We start from the raw sequence: 11,514 nt of genomic DNA on the forward strand, positions 1-11,514 counted from the left end.
TGGAAGATGACAGGCGCAATGTTCAGGCGGCATCCCAAAGCGGCGCCGCGAAATGCCCGACAAGCGCGTCGATGACCACGCGAACCTTCGGCGTCAGCGCGCGCGTGAGGGGCCACACGGCATGGACGACGATGCGCTCCACCAAATGGTCGGGCAGGACCATTTCGAGCGCGCCGCGCCGCAGGCTCTGGCCGGCAAGCCAGGTCGGCAGGAAGGCGATGCCGCAGCCGGCGAGCGCGGCGTCCAGCATCGGCTCGCCGTGGCCGAGCACAAGCCGCGCCTTGGGCACGAAGGCGGCGAGACGGCCGGCGCTGTCGCGGATGGCCAAGGGTCGGACGACGCCTTCGCGTCCATAGCCGATGACGCTGTGCCGGGCGAGGTCTTCGATGGATTGCGGCCGGCCATGCCGCTCGAGATAGGCTGGGGACGCGCAGATCGCCGAGCGCTGGGCATAGATGCGGCGCGCCGCAAGCGACGATGAATCGTCGAGGTCGCCCATCCGCACGGCCAGGTCGATGCCTTCCTCGATCAGGTCGACGCGCCGGTCGTTGAAGGAGATCTCGATCATCAGGTCCGGGAACCGATTGGAGATGTCGAACAGCACCGGCGCGACGCAGCGTCGGCCGAAGGCGAGCGGTATATCGACCCGAAGCTTGCCCGACGGGACCTGCCGGCGCGAGGCGAGCAAGGCTTGGCCGGCCTCGATCTCGGCAAGCGCCCGCGCGCAGGATTCGTAGTAGCTCATGCCTTCGCTGGTCGGGCTGAGGCTGCGCGTGGTGCGGTTGAGCAGGCGCACACCCAGCCGCTGCTCCAGTTGCGCGACCGACTTGCCGATCGTCGACTTCGTCACATGCAGCCGCGCGCCGGCGCCGGTGAAGCTGCCGGCTTCGACGGTGTTGACGAATGCGACGACGCCCTGGAGGTCAGCCGGGTCCATATCGAATTCCCTATTGTAGATTTCAGCTCTTCAATTTGTTGCCGAATATCCCGCATCGGAGCACTATTTTCCATAGTCGGATCGCATAAATCTCTCGCGCACCATCAACCAAGGCGTGACGCATGAGCACCGACAGCAACAGATCCTGGCAGATGAGCGGGTTCGGCCTTTCGAATCTGCGGCCGGTGGAAGGCAAGATCCCCGATCCAGGTCCGCACGAGCTTCTGGTGCGGACGAAAGCCGTCTCGCTGAATTACAAGGACAAGATGATCGTGGACGGCGTGCTCATCCCCGACCTGTCCTTCCCATTCGTGCCGACCTCGGACGCCGTGGGCGAGGTCGTGGCGGTCGGCGGCGCCGTGAGCCGCTTCAAGGTCGGACAGCGGGTGCTGGGACAGGTGATCGCCGACTGGCCGGATGGCGACGCGCCGGCCGTGCTCCACCAGCACACGCTGGGCTCCTCGCTTCCAGGCGTGCTGTCCCAGCATGTCGTCTTCCGCGAGGACGCGGCGGTGCCGGCGCCGGTCTCGCTGAGCGATGTCGAGGCCGCAACGCTGCCGATCGCGGCGCTGACCGCCTGGTTCGCGATGGCGGAGGCGACAAGGCCGGTGCCAGGCCAGACCATCCTTATCCAGGGCACGGGCGGCGTGTCGCTGTTTGCGCTGCAATTCGCCGCCGCCTTCGGCTTGCGCGCGATCGTCACGTCGAGCAGCGACGAGAAGCTGAAGCGCGCCAGGGACCTCGGCGCGTGGCAGACGATCAACCACCGCACCCAGCCGGCATGGGACGAGGCCGCTCGCGCCATGACGGACGGGCTTGGCGTGAACCATGTGCTGGAAATGGTCGGCGGCGACAATGCGCGCCGGTCGCTCAACGCCCTTGCCGCCGATGGCCGGCTATCCGTCATCGGCGTGCTCGGCGCGATGGAGATCAGCTTTCCGATCGTTCCGTTCATGCGCAACCGCATCGTGGTCCAGGGCATTTCCATTGGCCATCGACGCGCGTTCGAGCGCATGAACCAGGCAATAGAGGCGCTCGGCATCAGGCCGGTCATCGACAAGGTCTACGGCTTCGACGAGGTGCCCCAAGCGCTCCAGCATCTAGAAAAGGGACCGTTCGGCAAGATCGTGATCGCCACGAGCTGATGGCGCGTGGCGAGATCACTGCAGCGTCTTCAACACGCCGACCACGGCCATGCCGTCGGTGAAATAGGGATCGCCGCCGCCATTGCGTCCCGTCTTGGTGGCGCCGATTCCCGGTATCTCGCTGGTTGAGGTAAGCAGACCGGCGGCCTTCAGGTCGCCGATCAGGAAGTCGCGCTCGGCGTCGATGTCCGGACCGATATGGTGCGTAACGGCGCCCGTGTCGTGGCTGAGGCCGACTCCGCGATCGAAGCTCGCGGCGCCCAGCCAGAGCGGGCGGCCGTCGTCGCCGACCGCGTCCGTCACCCAGAAGCGGACATGGTGGCGCCGGTCGGCGCTGTCGCCGACCGTTCTCAAGCGTGCCGGACTGTCGCGGTTGCGGGATATCGAACCGGCCGAGCCGATCCGACGCTACGAGCGCGAGCATCCTGGCGAGATGATCCATATCGATATCAAGAAGCTCGGTCGTTTCGAGCGGTTTCTCGAAGGCCAGGTCCTGGGCGCGGCCTTCGAACAACAGGCGGCTCATCGGCGCATCGGGGTAGGGGCGGGAAAACAGCACACTTTCACCGATATCGATCGCGGTCCTGAGCGTGACCGCATCGGCCGTATCCCAACCCGCGACCGCGAAGGCGTGGACCACCTCCTTCTCGGTGCCGACAAGGCCGACATTGATTGGGTCGCCGGGAATGCCCTGCGGCGTATGCGTCACCATCTCGAAGGGCCGGGTACGAAAACCGCGCTCCCGCCAAGTCCAGAATTCCGGCGCGGCGACATAGGCGAGCGCGAGATAGAAGGCGCAAATAGCCGCAAGCCAGATCGCCGCTCGCCGCCTCAGGCTTCGCTTACCCACGACCAACCGCTCCCAAATCCTTGCGCGATCATTTTATGCGGTGTTGGCCGTTTTCGGGTAGAGCCGCCTCAGCGGCAGGCGCGGTAGCCGCTTTTGCGGTTCTTGATGTCGAAATGGAAATGGTTGCGGTGGTCGTAATTGTAGCCCGGGCCAAGCACCGTGGTGAAATATTCGCAGCCGTCGGCGCGCACATTGTTGAGGAAGCCACGGGTGCGGAAGGCGAACAGTCCGGGCTTGCGGACGTCGATGTCGTCGCCATTGTTGAGTTCGATGCTCATGACGTCGAGGGCGTTGCCCTTGCCGTGCTCCGACAACACACCTTCGCCGGCGATGTTGCGGCAGGAATAGCTCGAGCCCTGGTGGATCGCCTTGACGCCGGAGAAATAGCGCCAGCGGGCGGCCGGCTGCAGCTCGTGCTTGGTCCAGGCGGCGAAGGTGGCGGCCATGCTGCAGGTCAGTGTCGCGGCCGGCTTCATGGCGACGCTGCCGATCGCCGAGACTTTTACCGGGAAATCGATGCCGCACTGTCCCTCATGGATCGGCTGGACGTCCTGATAGACGACGCCCATCCGCTTCAGCTCGTTGCGGCAGTCGATCTCGCTGGCCGGCATCTGCTCGAGAGGCGACATCGGCTCGTCCATGCGCGGATAGGCGGCCTGGGTCATATAGGGGTTGGAGGGAACGAGGCGCTGCATGCCGGAATATTGCGGCGCGTCGGGCTGTGGCACGGCCGCCGTCTGGCTGCCGACATCGACGGCGGGCTGCAGCGCAAAGACGTCGCCCGTGGTACAGGCCGATATCGTCGCGATGGCGCCGGCGGCCAGCCCGGCGATCGCGATTCGCGCGCACTTGTTTCGTTGCGCCGCCATCAGCGCAGCGCCAAGTCTTCGAGCCATTGAAAGGCGTCCTTGTCCCCGAATGGCACAAGGTTAACCCTCAACAGTAAAGGAAAGATCAGCGCCGGCATTCATGCCTGGGGCGGAATTGCGGCGCTGTTCTTGCCGGGACGTGACCGAAACTTCCGGAATTGTGGCTATTGGCAGAAGGTGCCGCCGTGACGTCGCGGTTCCAGGTCGAGATGGAAATGCAGCGCGTGGTCGGCGTCGGCGCCCGGCCCAAGCACCGTCTTGAACGGTCCGCAGGCAGCCTTGCGCACTGCGTCGAGGAACTTCGCATCTTTTTCAGGAGGCGCCGGCCCGACCTCGATCCTGCTTCCGTCCGACAAGTTGAAGCTCGCAATATCGACCGCGTTGCCAAAGGCGTGTTCCGACAGTTTGCGGGTGCCGTTGCGCGGGCGGCAGACGAAGGCCGAGGCCTGGTTGACCGCCTTCAAATCGGCGCCGCGTTCGGCCTTTGCCGTGGGCTGGACGACATCGGCCATGAAGCGCGCCGTTGCCTCGGCCATCGGGCAATTGAGCTCGGTGCCGGGACTGACACTGATGGACTTGCCGAGCGTCTTCAAAACTATCGGATAGGGGATAGAGCAGCCGATTTGCGCGTCGTGCTCGGCCTTGTGCTCCTCGAACTCGACGCCAAGCGTCCTTAGCCGCTCGCGACACGCGGTTTCCTCGGCCGGCATCTCGTCGGCCGGCACATCGGCCGAGCGGGGATCGGGAAGCATCTTTTCCTCGCCGGCATCGGCCGGTTTTTCCGGCGGTTGCGGCGCGGTTTCCGGCGGCTCCGGCTCCAGTTCGGCGGGTTTTTCGGTCGGCGTGGGGACAATCTCCGGCGTTTGCGGATCGGGCTCCGCCCGTGCCCCGGACTGAGCGCCCTTCGAGCGCGGCGGATGGGCGTCCCATTTCGGATGCGACTTCTCCTGGTTCAGGAAGTCGTCGTCGCTGTCGAGGCGGCTTTTGCCTTGCCCGGACTTCTGGGCGCGGTTTTCCATATCCTGAGGACGTGCCCCTGGCGCCGGTGTCGTTTGCGGCGTCTCCGGTACCGGAGCGGCGCTCTCGCTGGCTGGCGGCAGGTGTCTCTTGTGCCGGTGATGATGCTTGGCGGCCGTGGCCGGCGTTATCAGCAGGGCTGCCGCCGCCAAAGGCAACGCCAATCTGCACAATCCGGAAATGCTCAGCGTTGCCATCGCCCCGAAACGGCAATCGCGTCGCGAAGTTGCCTGTACCGCCGGCCTTGCCGATCACAATCGGTTACCGGCGCGTTACGCGCCTATGGCTTCAAGGCCTTCCTCCAACCAGTCGGCAAGCATCGGCAGGCCGAGCAGGTATTTGGCCGTGCGCTTCCTTGGACGCTCCCTGGCGGCTGCCACCGCGTCAGCCCATTCGGATGCGTCATAGTCGCCGCGCCCGACCCAGGCGAGCGCGATCAGCTCGGCCGCTTCGTCGATGTTGAGATCGTTGATCAGCTCGCGGAATTCTTCCTCGGTGAGGTCTTCCGAGGCTTCCTCGACAAGGCCGTCATGGTGATGGCTGGCATGCGCGTCGCCGTCGAACTCGACCTCGTGCTCGGCGCCGTCGTCATAGTCCTCGTTGACGGCGGCGCTCAGCGCCTTGGCCTTGAGGATGAACAGGCGCACCGTGTCCGGGTCGATGGAAAGCTCCCATTCTTTCTCGAGGCGCTGCTGCACGGTCCTTCTCCACGTGATGCGCGTGGCCCGATGATAGCGGATTTGCAGCGCGCGTCACGCCCGGAGGCAAGGCTCTCCTTCGGGCCGTCCAAAATAGTTCGGCCGATGACGGCTTTTCGGGATGAAAGCGGATCGGGCCGGCGTTAGTCTGCCATTGTCACGCTCACGGAGGCATCGATGCGCAGACGATTGCTTGTTCAGGTCATGGCTATTGCGGCGCTGCCGCTGTTCGTCGCCCCGGCTTTTGCGGCCGGTGAAGGTGGCGGAAGCGGCCAAACCACTACCCAGTGCAAGAAGGGCGAAGTCTGGGACAAGAAGAAGAACAAGTGCGTGAAGCCGCAATATGGCATGCTGGATGACGACAGCATCTACGAGGCCGGCCACGATCTGGCGATGGCCGGGCGCTATGACGAGGCGATCTCGGTGCTGACGCTCGCCGCCAACAAGCAGGATCCGCGCATCCTCAACTATCTCGGCTATTCGCATCGCCATTCTGGCCGCGTCACGGTCGGCCTCGGCTATTACGAGGAAGCGCTGCGCATCGACCCGAACTACACGCTTGTGCGCGAATATCTCGGCGAAGCGCATCTTCAGATCGGCGATCTCGCCGGCGCTCAGGAACAGCTCAAGGAAATCGAAAAGCGGACCGGCACGGGCTCGCGCGAATACGGCATGCTGTCCGAGCAGATCGATCATTTCCTGCGGAGCTGAACAGGGCTTCAAGCTCTTCGGGCCGGCTGCGAGCAATCGTAGCCGGCTTTTTGTTGTTCGCCATCAACCGGCATCCGCGAAAGCGGTGATCATTTCGCCGAACTTCATTTTTGCACGTGAAAATCGCGCCAAGATCGCTATATTCAGGGAAATTGTGGTGAAACGGTTCCGTTAGCCCGAGGCTGCCGGACCGTTTTCTTTTTGTACCCATTTGACAAGGCTGCTCCCGACAAGCGGGGGTGGCGGCAGGAAAGGTCAGGCATATGATCAAGGTCCCGATGACAGGCGAGGGGTTCGCGTCATTGAAGGAAGAACTGCGTTGGCGCCAGCAAGAGGAGCGTCCGCGTATCATCGAGGCGATCTCCGAAGCGCGCTCGCATGGCGACCTGTCCGAAAATGCCGAATATCACGCGGCCAAGGAGTCGCAGAGCCACAATGAAGGCCGCATCAACGAGCTCGAGGATCTGATCGCGCGCGCCGAGGTCATCGACGTCTCCAAGCTTTCCGGCGACAAGGTGAAGTTCGGCGCGACCGTCGTGCTCGTCGACGAGGACACCGAGGAAAAGAAGACCTACCAGATCGTCGGCGACCAGGAAGCCGACGTGAAGTCCGGCCGCATCTCGATCTCCTCGCCGATCGCGCGTGCGCTGATCGGCAAGGAAGTCGGCGACGCCATCGAGGTGAACGCTCCCGGCGGCGCCCGGGGATATGAGATCGTCCAGGTGCAATTTATTTAGTGCGCTTCGCCAGATTGGGATGACGTTTCATTGAATTGTCATCCTGATCCAACTCTTTGTTGGAACATGATCTTTCGGTTCTCACTTTTCGAGATCATGTCCTGGCGTCGATTTCTGAGCTACCACGGCTCGCTGCGGATCCATTGCAAACGTTCGGAATTGGCTGAAGCCTCCGTGACGTCGTCATCCTCGGGTCTGCGCCGCGTCGCTTCGCTCCTTGCTCCGCCCGTGGATGACGAAGCAGCCGCGGTCTAAGCTGGCGCGTTTGATCTGAGCACCAGCAGCCGCTCAGCCTCGGCCATCACCTCAGCCGGCGTGATCTTGCCGCCGGGCGGCGCAAGCAAGGTCGATGCAAACTTTCCGCGCGGGCCGGTGAGACCGGGCTCCGTCGCCAGGAAGATGGCGACGGTCGGGAGGCCGAAGGCGCTGGCGAGGTGGGTGAGGCCGGTGTCGGCGCCGATGACGAGCGTCGAGCGGCCGAGGATCGCGGCGACGTCCGCGAGCGGCGATTTCGCAACCAGCAACGTCTTTGGCACGGCACCGGCGATGGCCTCCGCCACCTTCTTTTCCGCCTCATTCGACCATGTGACCACTGGCGTGAATTGCCGGTCGGCCAGCTCGCGCGCGGTTCCGATCCAGTCCTCGGCCGGCCATTTCTTGTCCTCGCGGCTGGTGCCGTGGAGCAGGAAAGCGGTTTTGCCTTCAACGCCGGGTAGCGCGCCCGCTGGCGGCACGATGCCGGACTCGAGCGCCGACAGGTCAGGCTGGTAGCCCAGCGCCAGGCCGAACAGCCGCCTGGTGCGCTCGATGGCATGCAGATCGCGCGGCACGGCGTATTTGCGCTGATAGAACAGCGTCGCCGAAGGCTCACGGGCGCTGGCGCGGTCGAAGCCGGCAATCGGCGCGTCGGCCTGGATGGCGACCAGGGCAGACTTCAACAAGCCTTGCGCGTCGACGACAAGATCGTAGCGGGAGGCACGGAGTGCTCGGCGCAGCCCGGCCATCTCACGCCACGTTCCGCCGTCGAAAAGCCTCTTGCGCCAGCGCCGGACCGCCACCTTGTGGATCACTCCAATCGCCGGATGCAGCGCCACGATGCCGGCAAACGGCTCCTCCACGCACCAGTCGAAGCTGATATCCGGACGATTGCGCACCGCGTCCTCGACGGCCGGAAAGGTGTGAATGACATCGCCCATCGACGATGTCTTGACGATCAGCACTTTCATGCGGCCGCCGGAACCTTGAGCAGGCGGTCGGCCGCGGCAGTGACACGGGCGACATCAAGGGTCTTGAGGCAGTTGAGATGCCCGAGCGGGCAGACTTTCTTGTGACAGGGCGAGCAGGACAGATGCAGCCAGATCAGTTCGGAGCGCTCGCTGAGCGGCGGCGTGTTTTCCGGCGACGTCGAACCATAGACGGCCACGATCGGCGTGTTTACGGCGGCCGCGACATGCATCAGCCCGCTGTCGTTCGAGACCGCAAGCTTTGCCGCGGCGATCAGGTCGATGGCGTCCTCCAGCCGCGTCTTGCCGGCAAGGTCGATGGCGCCGGGCGCGAGCGTCGCGATCTCGCCGGTCACGCCGGCATCGTTCTTCGAGCCGAGCAGCACGACGCCCAGACCCTTTGCCATCATGTTCCGGGCAAGCCCGGCATAGTGATCGCTCGGCCAGCGTTTTGCCGGGCCGAACTCGGCGCCGGGCATGAGCGCCACAAATTTCCTTCCCGTCAGCCCGAACCGCGCCAGCAGATCGGCTTGGTTGGCCTTGTCGACGGTAAGCTTCGGCGCGCGAAACGTGCCGCCGCGCGCGAGGCCGAAATAGGCGCGCGCCGTGCGCCGCTTCAGCGCTTCGGGCAGCGGCACGATGTCGGTCAGCAGGCCATAGCGCATTTCGCGCAAATTGCCGACACGATGGGGGATGCGGGCAAAGAACGGGATCAGTGCCGATTTCCAGCTTCCCGGCAGCACATAGGCCATGTCGTAGCGGCCGCGCAGCAGGCGGCCGAAGCGCCTGCGGCTGCGGAATTCGAGCGCGCCCGGCATCAGCGGGAAGTCGATCTGGCTGCGTATCTCGGGCATGCGCTTGACCAAAGGCGCGGCCCAGGCCGGCGCCAGCACATCGATCGCCGCGTTCGGATGTTTTTCCTTCAGCGCCGCAAACAGGCACTGCGCCATGACCATGTCGCCCACCCAGCGTGGACCGATCACGAGGATCGTTGGGCCTTCAGCCATTCGACATAGTCCCTGACGCCGGTTTCGACTGTGCGGAATTGGCCATTGTAGCCGGCCGCGCGCAAGCGGGACATATCAGCCTGCGTAAAACTCTGGTAGCTGCCCTTGAGATGGTCGGGAAAGGGGATGAACTCGATCTCGCCCTTGCCCAGCGTGTCGATCACCGTTTCGGCGACGGCGCGGAACGGCTGGGCGCGACCGGTGCCGCAGTTGAAGATGCCGCTCTGGCCCTTTTTCCAAAGCCACAGATTGACGTCGGCGACATCGCCGACATGGATGAAGTCGCGGCTCTGCTCGCCGGGGCCGAAGTCGCCATAGGCGCCGAAGAGTTTCGGATTTTCGCCGCGCTCGACCTGGTTGAACAGATGGAAGGCGACGGACGCCATGGCGCCCTTGTGCGCCTCGCGCGGTCCGTAGACGTTGAAGTAGCGCAGCCCCGTCACCTGCGAATGATCGGCGTCGACATTGCGGCGGACATAGTCGTCGAACAGTTTCTTCGAATAGGCATAGACATTGAGCGGGCGCTCGAACTCGGGCTCCTCGCGGAACTCGCTGCCCCCGCCATAGACGGATGCGGAGGAGGCATAAAGGAAGGGCACGCGCAGGTCGAGGCAGGCATGCAGGAGCCGCTTCGAATAGGTGTAGTTCACGTGCATCATGAACTTGCCGTTCCACTCGGTGGTGGTCGAGCAGGCGCCCTGATGGAAGACGACCTCGATGCGGCCGAGCGCGCCATTCTCGAGCTGGGCGAGAAAATCGTCCTTGTCGAGATAGTCGGCGACGCGAAGGTCGGCGAGGTTGGCGATCTTGTGGCCGTCGGTGAGATCGTCGACCACGACGATGTCGTCATGCCCCTCGGCGTTGAGTGCGGCGACGATGTTGGAGCCGATCATGCCGGCGCCGCCCGTGACGATGATCATGAAGGCCTCTGTCTGTTTGCGATCCGGGCTCTTATAGGGGAGGTGGGCTGGGCTGTCGATAAAGCTCGCCGGCCGCGGCTACGACGAATGTAGGGATGGATCGGCGGAAGGGCTTTCGGGATAAGCTGCTTGCAAGCACCGGGGCGAGGGCGCCGCGGTGCGGATACATGCCCGTGGTGCAATCATGACGTCCGATCTAAAGCCTGGCCTTCGCCATCTTCAAACCCTGCGGGTGGACGATACCCTGACGGTGCCTGCCATGACGCCGGCCTTTGCGGGATTCGGCGACATGCCGCCGGTATTCGCTACCGCCTTCATGGTCGGCTTCATCGAATGGGCGTGCATCGAGGCATTGCGCCCGTTCCTCGGAAGCCATGAGAGGACCGTCGGCACCCATGTCGATGTTTCCCATGTCGCCGCCACGCCTGTCGGCATGATGGTCACGGCAGATGTCGAGCTTATCGCCGTGGAAGGAAGAAAGCTGCGCTTCAAGGTGTCGTGCAGTGACGAGGGCGGACCGATCGGGGAAGGTTTCCACGAGCGCGCCGTGATCGACCATGACAAGTTCATGGCGCGTGTCTTGACCAAATCCCGGCAGACAGGTTCCTTGCCACAGTGAGGCCGCAAAGCTACCGCTCCAGTCGGCCTTAGCCAGCTGGCGCAGCGTAAGGGACCAAGAATGCCGTCGACCGAACTGCTCATCGCATTCTTCGCCACCACTGCGATCTTCGCCTACATCCCCGGACCCGCCATGCTTTAGCCGCGGCGCAGACGATGGCGCGGGGCCGCTGGTCGGGGCTGACGGCGGCTCTCGGCATTCATCTTGGCGGTTATGTGCATGTCTTCGCGGCCGCCGCGGGACTGTCCGTCCTGTTCCACGCCGTGCCGCCGCTCTATCTGGCGGTCAAGCTCGGCGGCGCGCTCTATCTGATCTGGCTCGGCGTCTCAATGATCCGCAAACGGACAGGCGGCGATACGGCTCTGCCGGCCATCGAGCGGAAATCGGCGCGGCGCGCCTTTTTCGAAAGCATCACCGTCGAGGTGCTCAATCCGAAGACGGCGATCTTCTTCATGGCGTTCCTGCCGCAATTCATCGATGCCTCGGCGGCGTTCCCGTCTGGCTGCAGTTCGTCGTGCTTGGAACCATCGTCAATCTGATGTTTTCCTCCGCCGATATTGTTTGCGTATTCCTTGCCGGCGCGATGATCGACCGGCTGCGGCGTTCAGGGCGGGCGCAGCGGCTGATGCAGCGTGCAGGCGGCGCCGTGCTTGTCGGCCTCGGCGTCCACGTGGCCCTGCAGAGAAGCTGATTGCACAGCCGACTTCGGCCGCAGTCAATCGGGCCTGCCGTTGCGCTCGCCGCAATTGCGGTATATCCGCATCGCGTTGAGCGAGGTGCG

11 protein-coding genes and 4 pseudogenes are annotated in these 11,514 nt (G+C 64.1%); 6 read left to right on the plus strand and 9 right to left on the minus strand.

Annotated features, from left to right (window positions below):
* Window positions 1-22: 22 nt before the first annotated feature.
* On the minus strand, window positions 23-937 hold the full coding sequence (locus EJ072_RS24690) for a LysR family transcriptional regulator (RefSeq protein WP_126081700.1): 915 nt from the start codon (window positions 935-937) through the stop codon (window positions 23-25).
* A gap of 122 nt (window positions 938-1,059) precedes the next feature.
* Between EJ072_RS24690 and EJ072_RS24695 the strand changes: the two genes are divergently transcribed.
* Window positions 1,060-2,082, plus strand: a complete 1,023-nt coding sequence (locus EJ072_RS24695; RefSeq protein ID WP_126081701.1) for an NAD(P)-dependent alcohol dehydrogenase — start codon at window positions 1,060-1,062, stop codon at window positions 2,080-2,082.
* A gap of 15 nt (window positions 2,083-2,097) precedes the next feature.
* Here the strand turns inward: EJ072_RS24695 and EJ072_RS24700 are convergent.
* Window positions 2,098-2,427: pseudogene (locus EJ072_RS24700) on the minus strand (LssY C-terminal domain-containing protein); the annotation flags it as partial.
* Between the two features lies 1 nt (window position 2,428).
* Between EJ072_RS24700 and EJ072_RS24705 the strand changes: the two are divergent.
* Window positions 2,429-2,551, plus strand: a pseudogene (locus EJ072_RS24705) (IS481 family transposase); the annotation flags it as partial.
* Here the strand turns inward: EJ072_RS24705 and EJ072_RS24710 are convergent.
* The 4 genes and pseudogenes from EJ072_RS24710 to EJ072_RS24725 all read right to left on the minus strand — a co-directional run.
* A pseudogene (locus EJ072_RS24710) lies at window positions 2,552-2,932 on the minus strand (LssY C-terminal domain-containing protein); the annotation flags it as partial.
* Window positions 2,933-3,000: 68 nt separating this feature from the next.
* Window positions 3,001-3,828, minus strand: coding sequence for an extensin family protein (locus EJ072_RS24715; RefSeq protein ID WP_126081702.1), 828 nt, complete (start codon window positions 3,826-3,828; stop codon window positions 3,001-3,003).
* A 137-nt stretch (window positions 3,829-3,965) separates the two neighbouring features.
* Window positions 3,966-4,976, minus strand: coding sequence for an extensin family protein (locus EJ072_RS24720; RefSeq protein WP_127257479.1), 1,011 nt, complete (start codon window positions 4,974-4,976; stop codon window positions 3,966-3,968).
* 114 nt (window positions 4,977-5,090) lie between these two features.
* Window positions 5,091-5,516 carry a DUF3775 domain-containing protein gene (locus EJ072_RS24725; protein WP_112126832.1) on the minus strand — a complete coding sequence of 142 codons (426 nt, stop codon included), beginning with the start codon at window positions 5,514-5,516 and terminating at the stop codon, window positions 5,091-5,093.
* A 177-nt stretch (window positions 5,517-5,693) separates the two neighbouring features.
* Between EJ072_RS24725 and EJ072_RS24730 the strand changes: the two genes are divergently transcribed.
* Both EJ072_RS24730 and greA read left to right on the plus strand, forming a co-directional pair.
* Entirely contained in the window at window positions 5,694-6,227 is a 534-nt protein-coding gene (locus EJ072_RS24730; protein WP_126081704.1) for a tetratricopeptide repeat protein, read from the plus strand.
* Between the two features lie 263 nt (window positions 6,228-6,490).
* Window positions 6,491-6,964: a transcription elongation factor GreA gene (greA, locus tag EJ072_RS24735; RefSeq protein WP_027168132.1), complete on the plus strand. Its 474-nt coding sequence runs from the start codon at window positions 6,491-6,493 to the stop codon at window positions 6,962-6,964.
* A gap of 251 nt (window positions 6,965-7,215) precedes the next feature.
* Here the strand turns inward: greA and waaC are convergent, their stop codons facing one another.
* From waaC to rfaD, 3 genes are read right to left on the minus strand one after another with little or no spacing between them, the layout of a single operon-like run.
* Window positions 7,216-8,190 carry a lipopolysaccharide heptosyltransferase I gene (gene waaC, locus EJ072_RS24740; protein WP_126081705.1) on the minus strand — a complete coding sequence of 325 codons (975 nt, stop codon included), beginning with the start codon at window positions 8,188-8,190 and terminating at the stop codon, window positions 7,216-7,218.
* The gene (gene waaF / locus EJ072_RS24745) at window positions 8,187-9,194 is read right to left on the minus strand and encodes a lipopolysaccharide heptosyltransferase II (protein WP_126081706.1); all 1,008 of its coding nucleotides are present in this window, start codon (window positions 9,192-9,194) and stop codon (window positions 8,187-8,189) included. Before waaF ends, waaC begins: the two co-directional genes overlap by 4 nt.
* Window positions 9,167-10,114 carry an ADP-glyceromanno-heptose 6-epimerase gene (gene rfaD / locus EJ072_RS24750; RefSeq protein ID WP_126081707.1) on the minus strand — a complete coding sequence of 316 codons (948 nt, stop codon included), beginning with the start codon at window positions 10,112-10,114 and terminating at the stop codon, window positions 9,167-9,169. Before rfaD ends, waaF begins: the two co-directional genes overlap by 28 nt.
* A 184-nt stretch (window positions 10,115-10,298) precedes the next feature.
* Between rfaD and EJ072_RS24755 the strand changes: the two genes are divergently transcribed.
* Both EJ072_RS24755 and EJ072_RS24760 read left to right on the plus strand, forming a co-directional pair.
* Window positions 10,299-10,733 (plus strand): thioesterase family protein, encoded by a 435-nt coding sequence (locus EJ072_RS24755; protein ID WP_126081708.1) that lies wholly within the window; start codon window positions 10,299-10,301, stop codon window positions 10,731-10,733.
* A gap of 60 nt (window positions 10,734-10,793) precedes the next feature.
* Window positions 10,794-11,424 (plus strand): annotated as a pseudogene (locus tag EJ072_RS24760) (LysE family translocator).
* Window positions 11,425-11,514 lie beyond the last annotated feature (90 nt).

The organism is Mesorhizobium sp. M2A.F.Ca.ET.046.03.2.1 (genome assembly GCF_003952425.1).
Taxonomy (GTDB): Bacteria; Pseudomonadota; Alphaproteobacteria; order Rhizobiales; family Rhizobiaceae; genus Mesorhizobium.